The following is a 17,350-nucleotide window of genomic DNA, read 5'->3' on the forward strand; positions in this document are numbered from 1 at the left end:
CGTCGGCCCGGCCCCGACGCAGTCAACAGCGGGCCGCGGGTCTAGCCTCGCGATGTGGACAGTCTTGGAGAAAGCACAGCAACCGACCACCGTCGCAGCCGGCCCCGTGTCGGCCACATCCAGTTCCTGAACTGTCTGCCCCTCTACTGGGGGCTGGCGCGGACCGGAACTCTCCTCGATTTCGAGCTGACGAAGGACACCCCGGAGAAGCTTAGCGAGAAGCTGGTGCGAGGTGAGCTCGACATCGCGCCGATCACCCTCGTGGAATTCCTGCGCAACGCCGATCAGCTGGTCGCCTTCCCCGACCTCGCGGTCGGCTGCGACGGGCCTGTCATGTCCTGCGTGATCGTGTCCCAGGTGCCGCTGGATCAGCTGGACAGGGCGCGGGTGGCGCTCGGTTCCACCTCGCGCACGTCGGTACGGCTGGCGCAGCTGCTGCTCGCCGAGCAGTACAAGGTGACGCCCGACTACTACTCGTGTCCGCCCGACCTCGGCCTGATGATGCAGGAGGCGGAGGCGGCCGTGCTGATCGGGGACGCCGCGCTGCGCGCTTCGCTGCACGACGCCCCGAAGCTCGGCCTCCAGGTCCACGACCTGGGGCTGATGTGGAAGGAGTGGACGGGACTGCCCTTCGTGTTCGCGGTGTGGGCGGCGCGCAAGGACTATCTGGCGCGCGAGCCCTTCGTCGTACAGAAGGTGCACGAGGCCTTCCTCGCCTCGCGGGACCTGTCCCTGGAGGAGGTCACTAAGGTCGCGGAGCAGGCGGCGCGCTGGGAGATCTTCGACGCGGAGCTGCTGGAGCGCTACTTCACGACGCTGGACTTCCGCTTCGGGGCCGAGCAGCTCGCCGGCGTACGGGAATTCGCGCGCCGGACCGGGCCGACGACCGGGTTTGCGGCGGATGTGACGGTCGAGCTGCTCGGCGGCTGACGGTCCGCGGGGTGGGACCGTCCACGGGTGGAACCGGGCCGGGCGGTCTACGAGGCGGGGATGGGGGCCTGCATGTGCTCGCTGATCCACTGGATGGTCCCGTCCTCCATGCCCTTCACATAGGTCTTGGCGTTGTGCTCGCCGCCCTGGATGATCTGCAGGCGGGTCTTCACCGGGCCTTTGCCGTAGTTCCGGATGAAGTGCTTGAGGTTGTTCATCCCGCGCTCCTTGGTGCCTATCTGGAACGCGAGACAGACGTCCTTGTCCTTGCCTGCGGGCATGGTGGAAAGGGCCTTCGCGAGCTTCTCCGGGTTGTTGGCCGCCTGCTCCTTCGTGTGGCTGCCCCAGAGCGGGGAGTCGGGCACGGTGTCCGGGCCGGAAGCGATCACGGCCTTGAACTTGTCCGGGTGCTGAAGTACGGACTTCAGGCCGACGAATGCGCCGGACGACGATCCCATGAAGGCCCAGCCGTCGCGGGACTTGAAGGTACGGAAATTGGCCTTCACGAAGTCGGGCACGTCCTCGCTCATCCAGGTGCCCATTTTCGGCTGCCCCGGTATGTCGCTGCCGTCGTAGTAGTACTTGGCGTCCGGATTGAGTACCGGCATCACCACGATGAACGGGAGGCTCTTGCCTTCCTTCGACCACTTGCTGATGCTGCTCTGCAGCTTGAGGTCGGTGCCCATCCAGTAGTTCTTCGGATAGCCGTTGCCGCCGGGCAGGGCTATCAGTACGGGGAAACCGCTGTTCGCGTACTGAGGATCGAAGTACTGCTTCGGCGCCCACACCCATACCTTGCCCGTGAAACCGGACTTGGCGCCTTCCACCGTGGTGACGCCGATCTTCGTGCCGTCGTCCAGGGTGTTCTGCGTGGTGAACGAGGCCTTCGGGCCGGTCGGCATCAGGGTCTTCGCGGAGGCTTCGTTCGCCGCCGTGCCGCCGTTGCTGTCCTGTGCGCCGCCGCCCGACTGACCGGCGGCGGGGGCCTTGGCGCTGGGGCCGTCGAAGGAGACCGGATCGCCTTCGTCCGAGCAGCCGGCGACGAGCGCGACAGAGCCGATGGCGACGGCGGCTATGAGGGCCTTGGACAGGCGTTTCATGGAAGGCTCCGAGGGTTCTGGCACCGTCGGCACGGACGGTTTCGGACAACACGTGTGAATTACGCCCAGGGAGACGGCGGTTGGCTCTGTTCGGTTGGCTCCGCGGCGGCGGGAATCCTCGTGATGCGGCACACGGCGGGCCCTAGGCTGAAGCGCAGCACGCGCAATACAAGGCTAAAACGCGAGGTAATCGGGGGAGTGCAGATGCAGCCGCTGGACCCGGGCGATCCGCAGAACATCGGTGCGTACCGGCTGCTCGGCAGGCTCGGAGCGGGCGGAATGGGCCGCGTCTATCTGGGGCGCAGCGCCGGTGGCCGTACGGTCGCGGTGAAGGTCGTCCATCCGCATTTCGCGCTCGACGAGGAGTTCCGGGCGCGGTTCAGGCGTGAGGTGGAGGCGGCGCGGCGGGTCGGCGGGGAGTGGACGGCGCCGGTGCTGGACGCCGACCCGGAGGCGTCCGTGCCGTGGGTCGCCACCGGCTATGTGGCCGGTCCGGCCCTGTCCCAGGCGGTGACCTCGCACGGTCCGCTGCCCGTCCGTTCGGTACGGGTGCTGGGCGCCGGACTCGCGCAGGCGCTGGCGGCCGTGCATGCGCTGGAGCTGGTGCACCGGGATGTGAAGCCGTCCAATGTGCTGCTCACGCTGGACGGTCCGCGGCTGATCGACTTCGGGATCGCCCGGGCCACCGACGGCACCGCCTCGCTCACCTCCACCGGGGTCTCGGTCGGCTCACCCGGCTATATGTCGCCGGAGCAGATCCTCGGCAAGGGCGTCACGGCAGCGGCCGATGTCTTCTCCCTGGGCGCGGTCCTGGCGTACGCGGCGACGGGCGAGGCACCCTTCCCGGGCGACTCCTCGGCCGCGCTGCTCTACAAGGTGGTGCACGAGGAGCCCGAACTGGGTTCACTCGAGGGCGACTTGCGGGAGCTGGTCGCCGACTGCCTCGCCAAGGAGCCGGCGGCGCGGCCCGCGCCGGCCGAGATCGCGAGCAGGATCGGGCCCGGTGGGGCGGCCGGACCGGTCGGGGCAGGGTGGCTGCCCGGACCGCTGGTGGAGCAGGTCAGCAGGGCGGCGGTGACGCTGCTGAACCTGGAGCCTTCGGCGGACCCGGTGGTGTCGGGGCCGGTGGCGTTCAGCAGCCCGGCGGTCGGGGTCTTCGGCCCGCCGGTGGAGCCGCCCCAGGACGCTCCGCCGAAGACAGGGGGCGCCTCCAACGGGCGGTTGTCCCTGTCGGTGACGGCCGACTCCGTACCGACGGAGTCCGCTGCCCCGGGCGCACGCCGGGGCCGGAAGGTGAGCTGCACGGTGGCCCTGGCGGTGGCGGGTGCGCTCGCCGGCGTGACGGTGGGCGGCGCGGTGCTGTTCGATCTGCTCCCGGGCGAGAACGACAAGGGCAGCGACACGGCGGCCCGACCGCCGGCCAGCAGCCCGTCGGCGCCGGACGGTTCGTCGGCCGAGCCGGGCGAGCCGGGTGAGTCGGGCGAGCCGGGTGAGCCGGGCGAGCCGGTGAAGGAGGTGCCGAAGGCCTTCATCGGCGCCTGGAAGGGGCCGTTCGACGTCGACCTCGCCGGCAGCAGGATCAGCGCCGGGACCTTCAGGGTCGTGATCGGCACCGGGAAGGCGGGCGCGAAGATCGGCACGGTCACCCAGTTCGACCTCCTGGGGGAATTCGCCTGCGAGGACAACCTGGTGCTGCGGAGCGCGACCGCGACGGAACTGGTCGCCGACGGCAAGTCCAGCGGCAAGGCGGGAAACCACTGCACGCCGGGCACGCACACGGTGAAGCTGCGACTCACCGGAGCCCGTCTGCAGTACACGTCCCAGGAACCACGGGCGGGCGACCCGCGCGCGCTGCTGGACCGGGAGCAGTGACCGGGCGGGCTGACCGGCCGGCCCCGGAGCGGTGACCGGCTGCCGTGCCTCCCGACCGCGCCCGCGGATCGCGACAACGGCTGGCGTAGGCTGGATCGGCCCGCAGATGCTCTGAAACACCGCCGAAAGGTGACGCCCGGTGACCGAGAAGGCCGACCTTCAGTCCGTGCTGGACCGTGCTGCCGAGGGGGGCCGGATCACCCCGGAGGAGGCGCTCGACCTCTACCGTTCCGCGCCGCTGCACGCGCTGGGCGCCGCGGCGGACGCCGTACGGCGGCGGCGATACGCCGGTACGGAGCACATCGCGACGTACATCATCGAGCGCAACATCAACTACACCAATGTGTGCGTCACGGCGTGCAAGTTCTGCGCCTTCTACGCCCCGCCGAAGGATGTCGAGAAGGGCTGGACGCGCGACCTCGACGACATTCTGCGGCGCTGCGCCGAGACCGTGGAGCTCGGCGGCACGCAGATCATGTTCCAGGGCGGGCACCACCCGGACTACGGCGTCGAGTACTACGAGAAGCACTTCGCCGCGATCAAGAAGGCGTACCCGCAGCTGGTCATCCACTCCCTCGGCGCCTCCGAGGTCGAGCACATGGCCCGTATCTCCAAGGTCTCCGTCGAGGAGGCGATCCAGCGCATCCACGCCGCCGGACTCGACTCCTTCGCGGGCGCCGGCGCCGAGTTGCTGCCCGAGCGGCCGCGCAAGGCGATCGCGCCGCTCAAGGAGTCCGGCGAGCGCTGGCTGGAGATCATGGAGGCCGCGCACCGTCTCGGCGTCGAGTCCACGTCCACCATGCTCATGGGCACCGGCGAGACCAACGCCGAGCGGATCGAGCATCTGCGGATGATCCGCGAGGTGCAGGACCGGACGGGCGGCTTCCGGGCCTTCATCCCGTACACGTACCAGCCGGAGAACAACCACCTCAAGGGCCGTACGCAGGCGACGCTCTTCGAGTACCTGCGCATGATCGCGATCGCGCGGCTCTTCCTCGACAATGTCGCGCACATCCAGGGCTCGTGGCTGACCACGGGCAAGGAGGTCGGCCAGCTGTCGCTGCACTACGGCGCGGACGACCTGGGCTCGATCATGCTCGAGGAGAATGTGGTCTCCTCGGCGGGCGCGAAGCACCGGTCGAACCGGATGGAGATCATCGACCTGATCCGTAAGTCGGGCCGTGTCCCGGCGCAGCGGACGACGACGTACGAGCACATCGTGGTGCACGACGACCCGGCGAACGACCCGGTCGACGAGCGCGTCGCCTCGCACATCTCGTCGACGGCGATCGCGGGCGGTACGGCGCATCCCGAGCTGAAGCTGCTCGCGTCCAACTGAGGCTGTTTTGCTGACTATTCACGCCGCGCCGCTGATTCTGCCGGTCGGCGCGGCGACGGTGCCGGACGGTGCGGTCGTCGTCGACGGCAACCGGATCGCGGCCATCGGCCCGTACGAGGAGCTGGCGGCGGACCGTCCGCAGGCCCGCGTCCGGCGCTGGCCCGGCGTTCTGACGCCCGGCTTGCGTCAGTGGCACGGCACCTGGCTGCTGAAGCGCTGCTACCACCCCGATCCGCGGGAGGCCGACGAGCTCGGTGAACTGCCGCTGTCCGGGGCGGAGCTGGAGGCGCTGGAGCTGGACGGTGCCCGCTGGGCGGGCAGCGTGCGCCGCGGTCTGCAGCGGATGCTGCGGCACGGCACCACGGCGCTGGCGGTCACGCTGAACGACCCGGTGGTACGGACCGCGGTCGTCCGCTCCGGGCTGACCGTCGTCTCCGCGGTGGGCGCCCCGGGAATCCTCGCCGAGGGTCCGGATCTCGACCCCTTCGTGGCGGGGTATGACCTCGCGGGCTCCGTGCACGCCCCACTGGCTGTCGGCGCCCGGGCCGACTTCGCCGTGTTCGACGTGGCGGACGAGGCCGCTCTGCAGGCCACCGGCGCCGGGAGTTGCGTGGCCACCGTCCTCGACGGGCGGCTCGTCCACCGGGCGCGCTGACTGATCACCGAGGACAACTGGATGTTCCCGCCCGCAGAGGGCTGGGCCGTCGACCGGGTGAAGGACGTGGACCTGGCCGCCCTGCTCGAACCCTGATCCCGCCCGACCGGCACAATGGAGCCGTGACCCGAGCATCCCTGGACAAGCAGCCGCACGAAGTCGCCTCGATGTTCGACGACGTGGCGGCGAACTACGACCTCACCAACGATGTGCTCTCGCTCGGCCAGGACAGGCTGTGGCGCAGGGAGGTCGCGAAGGCGGTGGACGCCCGCCCGGCGCAGAAGGTCCTCGACCTGGCCGCCGGCACCGGCACCTCTTCGCTGCCGTTCACCGTCACCGGCGCGTATGTCGTGCCGTGCGACTTCTCCCTCGGCATGCTGCGCGAGGGCAAGAAGCGCAACCCCTGGCTGCCGCTCACCGCGGGCGATGCGACGAAGCTGCCGTTCCGCGACGATGTCTTCGACGCCGTGACGATCTCCTTCGGGCTGCGCAATGTGCAGGACACGGACACGGCGCTGCGCGAGCTGTACCGGGTGACCAAGCCGGGCGGGCGGGTCGTGATCTGTGAGTTCTCGCAGCCGACCTGGGCGCCGTTCCGGACCGTGTACACCGAGTATCTGATGCGGGCGCTGCCGCCGGTGGCGCGGGCGGTCTCGTCCAACCCCGATGCCTACGTCTATCTCGCCGAGTCCATCCGCGCCTGGCCCGACCAGGCGGGACTGGCGAAGCGGCTGCAGCAGGCCGGCTGGTCCAAGGTCGCGTGGCGGAATCTGACGGGTGGGGTGGTGGCGCTGCACCGTGGCGCCAAGCCCCAGTAAGGCCATGGAGCAGCTGGACTACCAGGCCGTCCTGGAGGAGGTCGCTCAGGACGTCGCACCGCAGATCGGCAGCGGCACGCCCGCCGAGTACATCCCGGCACTCGCCTCCGTCGACCGGCACCGCTTCGGCATGGCCCTCGCGGATGTGGACGGCAAGGTATACGGAGTCGGGGACTGGCAGCGCCCCTTCTCCGCCCAGTCGATCACCAAGGTCTTCACGCTCGCGCTGGCGCTGGCCCAGGGCGGCGACAGTCTCTGGGAGCGGGTCGGCCGTGAGCCCTCCGGCAACCCCTTCAACTCGCTGGTGCAGCTGGAGTACGAGAACGGGATCCCGCGCAATCCCTTCATCAACGCGGGCGCGCTCGTCGTCACCGACCGCCTGCAGACCCTGACCGGCGACGCGAGCAGCGAGCTCCTGGAATTCCTGCGGCAGGAGAGCGGGAACCCGGAGCTGGCCTTCGACGCGGAGGTCGCCGAGTCGGAGTCCGAGTTCGGTGACCGCAACGCCGCCCTGGCCCACTTCATGGCCTCCTACGGCAACATCACCAACCCCGTCCTCACCCTCCTCGAGCACTACTTCTGGCAGTGCGCGATCGAGATGAGCTGCGCCGATCTGGCCCTGGCGGCCCGCTTTCTGGCCCGCCACGGGCTGCGCGCCGACGGCTCCCGTCTGCTGACCCGCAGCGAGGCCAAGCAGATCAATGCCGTGATGCTCACCTGCGGCACGTACGACGCGGCCGGAGAGTTCGCCTACCGGGTCGGACTGCCGGGCAAGAGCGGCGTGGGGGGCGGGATCGTCGCGGTCGTGCCGGGGCGCTGCACGCTGTCCGTATGGAGCCCGGGCCTCGACGAACGCGGCAACTCGGTGGTGGGCGTGGCGGCGCTGGACCGCTTCACGACGCTGACCGGGCTCTCGGTCTTCTAGGGCGCCGCGGAGAAGGACCGGAGACCGAGGCTCGTGCCCCGAATCGGCTTGTACGAGCGGCGAGTTGACGGGAACCGGCGGGCGGGGAAGATGAGTCAGTTGTTTACGGCTTTCTTATCTCCCCGTCCCCGCTTGTCACCTCGGAGTGCTCCCCATGGCGTCGTACTGCCCGCATTGCGGAAACCCATCCCCGGATGAGGCGCGCTTCTGTATGAAATGCGGGCGTGAGCGGCTGCCGGAAGCCTCGGCGGCGCCACCGCCCGCGATGCCTCCGGCGGCCGCGCCCGCCGCGCTTCCGGCTCTTCCCCCGGCCCTGCCCGCCGCTCAGCCGGCCGCGCCCGCCTACGCGCCGGCGCCCGCTCAACCGTCGCCCGTCGGGGCGTTCCTCGGCCGGGCGTTCCGCGGTGACTGGCTCGCCTCGGCGAAGGCCGCCGCCTGGCCGGCCGGACTGCTGCTGGCGCTCGCGGTGGCGCTCGCCATCCCCTCGTACGGTCAGGACGACGAGGTCGTCGTCGGCTGGAGCGACCGGCTGCGGATCGCGCTCGCGATGCTGCTGCAGGCGTTCGGCGGCGGCTTCGAGGTGAAGGCCACGGACAGCTCCTCGCCGTTCGGCTCCGGCGGCTCGGGCTCCGGGTCCTTCGGCGGCGGTTCCTCGGACGGGATGTACGGCGACGGTTCCGGATTCCCCGGCACCTCCGGCTCCGGCTCCGGCTCCTCGGGATTCTCCGACTCGGGCATGGACGCGATCGCACAGGGCAGCGCCTCGCTCTCGCTGGTGCCGCTGACGGTGACCGTGCTGTGGATCGGTGCGCTCTTCCTGGGTGCGCGGATGCTGCGTACGAGGGGTGCCGGGCTGGAAGCGGCCGTCCGGATCTCGGTGTTGGCCACCGGCGTGGTGCTGGTACTCGGCCTGTTCGCGCAGCCGGACATCGAGGGCGTGGCGATCTCCTCGTCCCCGCTGCTTGCCGCGCTCGGCGCGCTGGCGATCTCGCTCGCGGTGACCGCCGGGGTGCTCCAGCGCGACGACCTCGCCGCGTGGCTGGCGCAGCGGCCCGCCGCCCGGTCGACGGTGCGCGCCCTGGGGACGGCTGTGCGGGCGCTCGGCGTGGTCGTGGCCCTCTGCTCGCTGGTCGGCTTCATCGCGTACGCCAACGCGGACGGCGTGGACGGTACGGGCCTGCTCATCGCGCTGCCCATCCTGCCGAACATCGGCTTGGCGGTGCTCGGGCTGAGCTGGGGCGTACCGGTGAAGTACGACGTCCAGGGCCGGTTCAGCCTGATCGGCTCCGGCACGGAGCACGGCAGTTTCGGTCTTCCGGAGATCAGCGATGTGTGGGGCGGTGGCGCGGTCGCCGGGGCGGTGGCTCTCGGTGTGGTCTGCGCGCTCACGCTCGGCGTCTGGGCGGCCCGCCGCTCGGCGGACCGTCGCGAACAGCTGCTGGCCGGCGGCTTCTCGCTGGGCCTCGTCCTGCTGTTCACGGGCGTGAGCGGGGTCTCCGCCGACATGGCGGGCGGTATGTCGGACTGGGGCGGCCAGGGCACATCGGAGTTCGCCCCGAGCGTTCCGGATGCGTTGCTGTTCGGCCTGCTGTGGGTGGGTGCGGCGACGTTCCTGGGCCCGTATGTGCTGCGGATGGTGGGTCAACAGGCGGCGGCGGTGCCGCTGCCGACGTACGGGCCGGGCCCGGCGTACATGCCCGGCGCCCCGGCCGCTCCCGCTGCCCCGGCCGTTCCCGCTGCCCCGGCTGCCCCCGCGGCCACCCCGTTCGTGGCTGAGGCGCCCGCCCCGCACGCGCCTTCTCCGTACGTCCCGCAGCCCCAAGTCCCCGGCGCGTACGACCCGCACACCGTGCAGCTCTCCGCGTCACCGTCCGCTGCCGCGGCAGTCTCACCGGCAGTCGCCGCCCACGATCCCGCCGCCGCGGCGGCCGCCGCCGAACGCAAGCGCAAGGTCCTCGTGTGGACGGCCACCCTCACCGCCGCGTTCGTCATCGGCGGTGGCGCGACGGCCGGGGCGCTGCTGCTGAAGAACAAAGACGCGTCCGAGGAGGCGAAGAACAAGCAGCCGGCCGCATCGCAGTCCCCTTCCCCGAAGCAGGACCCACAGGCCCCGGCGTCCCCTTCCGCAACCCCGTCCGGCAGCCCCTCCGCCACCCCCTCCACGAGCCCGTCGACACCTCCGCCGGGCGGTGCCACGGTCCCGGAAGGCTTTGTGCTGAAGCAGGACCCCGCCGGGTTCACCGTCGCGGTGATGGACGGCTGGAAGCGCCGGCAGTCGGGCAGCCAGGTCTTCTACGAAGCCCCCACGGGCGGATCGTATGTCCAGATCGGCGTCATCAAGAACACGCCGACGACCTCGTACGAGAACTTCCTCATCCTGGAGAAGAAGCACCTGGAGACTCCCGAGACCCAGTACGGGCGCACGCAGCTGATCCAGAACACGTATCAGGGACGGCCGGGCGCGCTCTGGGAGTTCACCCATATCCCCGAGCCGGACGAGGGCAGCCTGAAGCGCCATGTCATCGACCAGGCGTTCGTCGCGGCGGACGGCACGGAGTACGCGATCCTTGCCGCCGACCGCGCCGATCTCTGGGACCCGGCCAAGGACGTGGTCTTCTCGACCGCCCTCAACACCTTCCAAGTGAGCCAGTGAGCCAGTGAGCTAGGGCTGCTGGAGCTCCAGCCGGAAGCGGTATCCCTTCTGCTGGGACACCGGCGTCGTGAACGTCTCGGCCAGCTCCATCCCCAGCCGCCGGATCACCGCGATCGAACGCTCATTGCGCGCGTTCACCATCGCCACCACCCGCTCCACCCCGGCCGCCCGTACCCGCTCCAGCGTGGTGCGGGCGGCGGCGGTCGCATACCCCTTGCCCCATGCGGCCCGAGCCAGCCGCCAGCCGATCTCGATCTCGCCGACCGGGCCGAAGGTCTCGTGCGGCCAGGGCTGCGCCCCGGTGAAGCCAATGACCTCGCCGTCCTCGTCGAGCATGGTCCAGAAGCAGAAGCCGTGCTCGGCGTCGTGTCTGCGCTGCCGTGCGGTCAGCTCCTCGTAGACGGACAGCTCCGCCGCCTTCCCGCCGTGGAACTCCATCACCTCCGGATCGTTGAAGACCCGGTGCCAGGCCAGGGCGTCCTCGTCGGTGGGCACACGCAGCTGTACGGCGGGGAGCGGCCTGCTCATAGGGGGGAGCCCTTCAGTTTGTGGATCAGTACGCCCCCATAGACTGCACACGTCCTGTGCCATTCGGTACGCAATATCGAGTCTTCGGGAGAACCCGCCGTGACCGAGCCCCTCTCCGAACACACCGCCGATGTGATCGTCGTCGGGGCAGGCCCGGCCGGCTCCACGACCGCGTACTACCTGGCCAAGGCGGGGCTCGACGTCCTTCTCCTCGAGAAGACCGCCTTCCCGCGCGAGAAGGTCTGCGGTGACGGCCTCACCCCGCGTGCCACGAAGCAGCTGGTGGCGATGGGTATCGACATCTCCGAGGAAGCCGGCTGGCTGCGCAATAAGGGCCTGCGGATCATCGGCGGCGGCGTGCGGCTCCAGCTCGACTGGCCGGATCTCGCCTCTTTCCCGGACTACGGACTCGTACGCAAGCGCGACGACTTCGACGAGCAGCTCGCCAGGCAGGCGCAGAAGGCGGGCGCGCGGCTGTACGAGCGGTGCAATGTCGGGGCCCCGATCATCGACGAGCGGACCGGCCGAATCACCGGCGTCAACGCCAAGCTGGGCGAGGAGAAGACCCCGGTCACCTTCCACGCGCCGCTCGTCGTCGCCGCCGACGGCAATTCGACCCGGCTCTCCCTCGCCATGGGGCTGCACCGTCGCGAGGACCGTCCGATGGGTGTCGCCGTACGGACGTACTTCACCTCGCCGCGCCACGACGACGACTATCTGGAGTCCTGGCTGGAGCTCTGGGACCGCCGCGGCCCGCAGGACCGGCTCCTCCCCGGCTACGGCTGGATCTTCGGCATGGGCGACGGCACCTCGAACGTCGGCCTCGGCGTACTGAACACCTCCGCTGCCTTCAAGGAGCTGGACTGGCGCGAGGTGCTGAAGGCCTGGTGTGCCTCGATGCCGGAGGACTGGGGCTACACCGAGGAGAACATGACGATGCCGATTCGCGGCGCCGCGCTCCCGATGGCGTTCAACCGTCAGCCGCACTACACCAAGGGCCTGCTGCTGGTCGGCGACGCGGGCGGCCTGGTCAACCCGTTCAACGGCGAGGGCATCGCGTACGCCATGGAGTCCGGCCAGATCGCCGCCGACGTGATCGTGCAGGCGCATGCCCGGCAGACCCCGGCGCAGCGGGAGCTGGCGCTGCACCGCTACCCGAAGGTCCTCAAGGACACGTACGGCGGTTACTACACCCTGGGCCGCGCCTTCGTGAAGCTCATCGGCAACCCGAAGGTCATGAAGATCGCGACGCAGCGCGGTCTGACGCACCCGCTGCTGATGAAGTTCACGCTGAAGATGCTGGCCAACCTCACCGACCCGACGGGTGGCGACGCGATGGACCGGATCATCAACGGGCTCTCGAAGGTAGCCCCGCGTTCGTGATCATTCAACCGCGATGGAGGGAAAGTCGCTGACCTTGGCTGTCCAGCCTACGGCGTGAGGCGCCTTTCGCCGTAGGCATGACTCCGCCCGCCGGGCCTCGGGGGAGGGGCGCCGACGGGCGGAGGAACTAGGCGGCCGAGACGGCCGACGGTGGTCACACAGGCAGCACCCAGCTAGGCCCGTCCGGGGTACCGAGCCAGACGCGTTGGGCGTCCGGCGTGATGGTCAGACCGAATTCCGAGAGGTGCGGCGAGCCGGCGTCCTGCCACGTCTCGACGGCGTCCTCGACCGCGTCCCACAGCTTGAGCGGACCTCGCTGCGCCACGATCCACCCGTCGCCGTTCTCCGCCGGACGCGTGCGCGCCTGTGAGCCGGTTGCGACGTCGAGCAGGATCTGCTCGTCGCCCATTCCGAGCCGTTCGGCCGAGGGGGCGGCGAGCTGAGCAACGAATCGACCGGACCAGTCGTCCAGAGTGGCGGGGTCGATCCGGCTTGGCCGCTGCTCGCCAGGTAGAAGCTCGAAGGGGCCGTGCGGTGGCCGGTCGTGCGAGCGGGCCATCATGAACGACGTGTATCCGGGCAGGAAGCGGCCGGAAGCCCCGCCCTGGTCGTCGACGGTGATGCGCACGAGGCCGTGCCCGAATCCCCAGCCGGCGAGCGTGACAACAACGGTGCCGCCTTCCTTGACCTGCCGGAGCAGGGCGTAAGGGATGTGCCGCATGGAGCAGAACGCGATCACGATGTCGTACGGGGCGCCTTCGGGGTATCCGTTCAGCCCGTCGGCGGTGATGAGGGTCGGGGCGTACCCGGCTTCGGCCAGGGCCTTGCGGGCGCGTTCGGCTGCGGCGGGGTCGGTCTCGATCGCCGTGGTGTTGTCCTCGCCGAGGATCTCCGAGACGTAGGCGGTCGACAGGCCAGTGCCCGCCCCGATGATCAGGGCCTGCTTACCGCGGGCAGTTCCGGCCTGCTCGATCATCCACGTGATGAGGCCCGGCAAGGTCGAGGACGACGTCGGCGTTCCGCCGGTCACGGGGCTGGTTGCGTCCTCGGCGAGGGTGCCGTCGATCTGCGTTACCCATGTCGTGTTCTGGTACGTGAGGTGCAGCCACTCCTCTACCGGCACAGAGTCGCGGCGAGCGGGGGTCCATACGGTCGTACCGGGAGGCTCGCTCGGCCTGTAGATCGCGCTGCCGAGGAACGTCTCGCGCGGCACGGTCTCGACGGCGCGGCGTACCTCCGGGTCATGCAGCAGACCCTCGCCGGCGAGCTGCTCGGCGAGGCGGCGGCGTAGCGCGGGGGCGGTGTCAGAGGTCATGGAGTTGCGCCCTTCTGGAGGGTGTCGGCCAGTGCGCACGTGATTGCGCGGGTGGTGGGCTCGTCGACGAACGCCCACTGTCCGTTCGGGTTGCATTCGAGGAACCACCATCGACCAGCGGTGTCGAGAGCGAAGTCGAAAGCGCCGAAAGTGAGCCCAAAGGCGTGTGTGTAGGCGTGCACGGCCTTGCGCACCCGATCGGGGATGGGCACGGGGGAGCAGGTGATCAGGCGTTGGTCCTGGCGCCAATCCACGTGGTCACCGTCGGTGTCGATGCGGGTAGCGAACCGTTCGTCGCCGATGACGGCGAGGCGGATGTCGGCGATCTTCGGTACGCAGGCTTGGAAGAGGTGGGGGCACAGGGCGATTGAGTCGTCGAGCTCGTCGGCTGCGACTGGACGGACCCAGACGGTTCGGTTTCTCCCGTCCTCGCCGGCGAGGTGCACCCCCTGCACCGGCTTGTAGACCACGGTTTCATGCTCGGCCGCGAACTTGCGGGCGTCTTCGGGAACGTTCGTGATCAGGGTTGGAGAAACGAACAGCCCGAGGCGAGCGGCTGTTGCAAGTTGCCCGGGCTTGTAGTCCGCGACGCGATTACGCCCGGGGTGATTGACGTACAGGGCGCGGGGAAGCGCCGTAAGCACGCCGGTGTAGCCGCCGTGCGACTGCTCGGCCGTGAACCGCTCCTCGTCGGTCCCGGCTGGCTGCGGGGCGTAGGGAGTCGGGCGGCGCCAGTAGACGGAACGGACGGCGGACAGATCAGCGCGCCGGGTGGCGGTGTCGAGGCGACCGGCGAGGCCGTGCTCGTCGAGGCGTGCGCTCATGCGTGCGGTGCCCGGGAAGTCGGTGGCCGGGTCGAGCCGCACAACCGGGATGCCCCGGTTGTGCAGCTCGCCGAGCACCAGATCCGCCGTGACGTCGCCCATCGACGTAATGACGAGAACCGGTGAGTCGACCATGTCAGTCCGACGACGTGTCGGGGTACGAGTCCGAGTCGGCGGGGGCGGGCGGCTGCGCGCCTCCGCCGTCGGCGCCGGTCGAGGTCGAGGTCGACGTCGAGTTGCTGGTGCCGTGACCGCCCATCTCGACGGGCTGCCCGACCGCGTCGAAGTACCGCGTTGTCTGAGTCGCGGTGTCGAGCTCCGTTCGGGTGTACGGCAGTTCCACGGTGTTCGTGTAGAGCGCTAAGCGGCTCATCCCCCATGGCTGCACTGCGGTGGCCATCGAATCTCCTTCTCTGGTTGACGGTCAGGTGCCTTGAGTTGCAGACGGTGCGCTTGCCTCGGTTCGACGACAAGGCCGCACCGAGGTAGTGGCCCGCATCGGGTGGCGAGGTGAACGAGTCGCCTCTGCCCGACGCGGGAGTGTTGGTGCGATGCCGAGGAACAGCCGGCCGCGCTGCGCACCTTCCGATACGTACGGCCTGACGGCGGAGAACGGCATCCTTGGTTGCATGGGATCGAGGCCGACCGCGACTGCCACCGGCGCGCCGGCGGAGACGAACCCTGACCACTCGGCGCTGACGGGCACGTGGAGGGCAGCCTGGCAACCGTCGAGGCTCAGGAGCGCGGATCTCCCGTGAACGACGAGTCGGGGACCGATGTCGGGAAGTCGAGCCGAAGGATCGGCGAGACTCAGAGCCGCAGCGAGGCCCCGCATTTCGCCCTCAATGGATTCGGGCGACTCGCTTTCTCGGCGGGCAGGCGGATGGGCGAGCAGCACGAAGGCAACGTGACCAGCCTCGGTGAGGTCGATCCAGAACCAGACACCGAGCGATGCCAGCAATCCGGCGGTCGGCGGGGTCGCGGTCTCCATCAGCATGGGATCACCGCGACTTGCATCCCGCCCTCGGTCGTTTTGAACTCCGTCCATACGGTCTTGCCGCGCGAGTCGTGCGGCGTCACCCCCCATCCGTCCGCCAGTGACGTCACGATGAGCAGCCCCCGCCCATCGGTGTCGTCTTCACTCGGCTTCCCGACACGGGGGGAACCCGTCCCCGTGTCGTGTACCTCGACGCGCAGGCACCCCTCGTCGAGGGAGACCTCGACAAGGAAGTCACCGTGCGCGCCATGGCGTACTGCGTTGGTCGCAAGCTCGGAGAGGCAGAGCACCGCGTCTTCGGAGCGGTCGGTAATCGCCCACTCCTCCAATACGCTGCCTAAGAAGGAACGCGCCTCGGGCACCGCGCCACCTGCTCGCGGGAACCGCTGCGCCACCGATCTCGGCATGAGTACAACCCCCTTGCCTGCGCCGTTGGTTCGAGCAACTAGGCAACCGCGGCGCCGAGAGCAGGGGTACCGTCGGAGAGGGTGTCAAAGGGTGTTACTTCCACTACCGCCCGTGGCTGAGGGGTAAGGGTTCGACATGAAGACGCCGAACAGTGATCTCGCGACGTGGCTTGCGCGGTCGGGCCTCAGCCGGACGGAGTTGGCGCGTCGCGTCAAAGCCGCAGCTCAGACGTGGGGGCAGCCTCACATTTCGCCGAACGCGTCGACCGTGCGGCGGTGGTTGGACGGCGACATGCCTCGCTCACCACTGCCTGAGATTCTCGCCGATGTGATCTCGGCGGCAGTCGGCTATCGGGTCACGACCTACGACCTTGGGCTCGGTGAGAGCGGTTCCGCCGAACGCTCGCTCGTCTACAACGAGTCTTTCGCCGCTACCGTGGAAGCTGTCGCCGACTTGGGGAGAGCGGACGTGGACCGTCGAGCATTCTTGGCAGCAGCACCCTTTGCTGCGGTGGCAGCAGTGGGCCCGTCGCGTGACTGGCTTCTCAACACCCTTGACCAGCAGCCCGAACCGAGCCCGCGCGTCCGTCTTGAAGACGTGACCGCAGTGCGGAACATGTTCGGCGAATTCCAGAAGATGGACGTACTGCAGGGCGGCGGCTCGGGTCGGCTCATCCTCGCCGAGTACGTGACTCAGCACGTCTTTCCACTGCTGCGCCGGACGCACACGATGGGCGTGCGACTCGCACTGTGCGAGGCTGCCGCCGAGCAGACGTACCTGCTCGGATGGATGGCCTACGACAACGGCGAGCACGGAACCGCGCAGAGGTACTTGATCCAGTCGCTACGTCTGGCCGAGGAGTCCAAGAACCGGGCGCTCGGGGCGCATGTGCTCGCGGGCATGGCTGACCAAGCAACCCTGCTTGGCAACCCCACCGAGGGGCGCAGGCTCGCGCAGGCCGGCCGCGCCGGGCTCGGCTCGAACACGTCGCCGGCCTGTCTCGCGGACCTCTGGGCGCTTGAAGCTCGCGCCTTGGCGAAGCTCGGCGAGAAGTCAGAAGCAGCACGCGCCGTTGGGCAATCCGAGACGGCGTACGGTCGTGTTCGGCTGGAAGATGAACAGGAGTGGGCAGCCTTCATCGACCCTGCCTATCTGCATGGTGAGCACGCCAACACCTTCCGAGACCTGGGACAGGCGGACGCGGCGGAGGAGCACGCACGCCAGTCGATCGATCATGCCCGCAAGCAGCGCCGCGCGCGACGCGGCGCGATGTCGCAGGCGGCGCTCGCCGTCTCGCACTTGCAGCGCAGGGACTTGGAGGCGGCACACGCCGCCGGTCTCCGTACGCTCTCCCTGTCACGGCAGGTGAAGAGTTCTCGGTGCGTCGAGGCCGTGCAGGACCTGCAACGGCGGATGCAGCCGTTCGGGAATCACCGACTCGTCGCTGATTTCAGCGAGCGGGCGCGCGATCTGGTCGCCGCTGCGTAACCCGAAATGCGCCCCCGCCACCGGCATTGAGCCGGCGAACGGGGGGCGCAGTGGATTACGGGTTGGCGATCTGCCACAGGGTGAGCCTGAAGTCTCGCGCCTTGGTGGGCTCGGT

The 17,350-nt window shown here is 69.5% G+C and carries 16 protein-coding genes; 9 read left to right on the plus strand and 7 right to left on the minus strand.

Features of this window, described 5'->3' with window-relative positions:
• The first annotated feature begins 54 nt into the window (after nt 1–54).
• Complete coding sequence (locus OG735_RS24985) at nt 55–930, plus strand: menaquinone biosynthetic enzyme MqnA/MqnD family protein (RefSeq protein ID WP_327325394.1); 876 nt, start codon at nt 55–57, stop codon at nt 928–930.
• Nucleotides 931–977: 47 nt separating this feature from the next.
• Here OG735_RS24985 and OG735_RS24990 read toward each other — a convergent pair whose 3' ends face one another.
• The gene (locus OG735_RS24990; RefSeq protein ID WP_327325395.1) at nt 978–2,030 is read right to left on the minus strand and encodes an alpha/beta hydrolase; all 1,053 of its coding nucleotides are present in this window, start codon (nt 2,028–2,030) and stop codon (nt 978–980) included.
• Nucleotides 2,031–2,234: 204 nt separating this feature from the next.
• Between OG735_RS24990 and OG735_RS24995 the strand changes: the two genes are divergently transcribed.
• The 6 genes from OG735_RS24995 (at nt 2,235) to OG735_RS25020 (ending at nt 10,292) form a co-directional block, all read left to right on the plus strand.
• The gene (locus tag OG735_RS24995; RefSeq protein WP_327325396.1) at nt 2,235–3,902 is read left to right on the plus strand and encodes a serine/threonine-protein kinase; all 1,668 of its coding nucleotides are present in this window, start codon (nt 2,235–2,237) and stop codon (nt 3,900–3,902) included.
• Between the two features lie 139 nt (nt 3,903–4,041).
• Nucleotides 4,042–5,241, plus strand: coding sequence for a cyclic dehypoxanthinyl futalosine synthase (gene mqnC / locus OG735_RS25000; RefSeq protein WP_327325397.1), 1,200 nt, complete (start codon nt 4,042–4,044; stop codon nt 5,239–5,241).
• 7 nt (nt 5,242–5,248) lie between these two features.
• Entirely contained in the window at nt 5,249–5,896 is a 648-nt protein-coding gene (locus OG735_RS25005; RefSeq protein WP_327325398.1) for an imidazolonepropionase-like domain-containing protein, read from the plus strand.
• A gap of 122 nt (nt 5,897–6,018) precedes the next feature.
• Entirely contained in the window at nt 6,019–6,714 is a 696-nt protein-coding gene (locus OG735_RS25010; protein ID WP_327325399.1) for a demethylmenaquinone methyltransferase, read from the plus strand.
• 13 nt (nt 6,715–6,727) lie between these two features.
• Nucleotides 6,728–7,639 carry a glutaminase gene (locus tag OG735_RS25015; RefSeq protein WP_327328446.1) on the plus strand — a complete coding sequence of 304 codons (912 nt, stop codon included), beginning with the start codon at nt 6,728–6,730 and terminating at the stop codon, nt 7,637–7,639.
• A 154-nt stretch (nt 7,640–7,793) separates the two neighbouring features.
• Nucleotides 7,794–10,292 (plus strand): zinc ribbon domain-containing protein, encoded by a 2,499-nt coding sequence (locus OG735_RS25020; protein ID WP_327325400.1) that lies wholly within the window; start codon nt 7,794–7,796, stop codon nt 10,290–10,292.
• A 9-nt stretch (nt 10,293–10,301) separates the two neighbouring features.
• On the opposite strand, the gene OG735_RS25025 is transcribed toward OG735_RS25020, so the two are convergent.
• Nucleotides 10,302–10,820, minus strand: coding sequence for a GNAT family N-acetyltransferase (locus tag OG735_RS25025; RefSeq protein WP_327325401.1), 519 nt, complete (start codon nt 10,818–10,820; stop codon nt 10,302–10,304).
• Nucleotides 10,821–10,919: 99 nt separating this feature from the next.
• Here OG735_RS25025 and OG735_RS25030 point away from each other — a divergent pair, with 99 nt between their 5' ends.
• Nucleotides 10,920–12,203: a geranylgeranyl reductase family protein gene (locus tag OG735_RS25030; protein ID WP_327325402.1), complete on the plus strand. Its 1,284-nt coding sequence runs from the start codon at nt 10,920–10,922 to the stop codon at nt 12,201–12,203.
• A 154-nt stretch (nt 12,204–12,357) separates the two neighbouring features.
• Here the strand turns inward: OG735_RS25030 and tgmC are convergent, their stop codons facing one another.
• From tgmC to OG735_RS25055, 5 genes are read right to left on the minus strand one after another with little or no spacing between them, the layout of a single operon-like run.
• Nucleotides 12,358–13,518 (minus strand): ATP-grasp peptide maturase system methyltransferase, encoded by a 1,161-nt coding sequence (gene tgmC, locus OG735_RS25035; protein ID WP_327325403.1) that lies wholly within the window; start codon nt 13,516–13,518, stop codon nt 12,358–12,360.
• Nucleotides 13,515–14,477 (minus strand): ATP-grasp ribosomal peptide maturase, encoded by a 963-nt coding sequence (gene tgmB / locus OG735_RS25040; RefSeq protein WP_327325404.1) that lies wholly within the window; start codon nt 14,475–14,477, stop codon nt 13,515–13,517. Before tgmB ends, tgmC begins: the two co-directional genes overlap by 4 nt.
• 1 nt (nt 14,478) lies before the next feature.
• Entirely contained in the window at nt 14,479–14,742 is a 264-nt protein-coding gene (gene tgmA, locus OG735_RS25045) for a putative ATP-grasp-modified RiPP (RefSeq protein ID WP_327325405.1), read from the minus strand.
• Between the two features lie 24 nt (nt 14,743–14,766).
• A complete protein-coding gene (locus tag OG735_RS25050; protein WP_327325406.1) occupies nt 14,767–15,339 on the minus strand; it encodes a hypothetical protein in 573 nt (190 codons plus the stop codon).
• Nucleotides 15,333–15,701 carry an ATP-binding protein gene (locus tag OG735_RS25055; RefSeq protein ID WP_327325407.1) on the minus strand — a complete coding sequence of 123 codons (369 nt, stop codon included), beginning with the start codon at nt 15,699–15,701 and terminating at the stop codon, nt 15,333–15,335. Before OG735_RS25055 ends, OG735_RS25050 begins: the two co-directional genes overlap by 7 nt.
• A gap of 181 nt (nt 15,702–15,882) precedes the next feature.
• Here OG735_RS25055 and OG735_RS25060 point away from each other — a divergent pair, with 181 nt between their 5' ends.
• Complete coding sequence (locus OG735_RS25060; RefSeq protein WP_327325408.1) at nt 15,883–17,235, plus strand: transcriptional regulator; 1,353 nt, start codon at nt 15,883–15,885, stop codon at nt 17,233–17,235.
• Nucleotides 17,236–17,350: the final 115 nt, after the last annotated feature.

It is taken from the genome of Streptomyces sp. NBC_01210 (assembly GCF_036010325.1).
GTDB lineage: Bacteria > Actinomycetota > Actinomycetes > Streptomycetales > Streptomycetaceae > Streptomyces.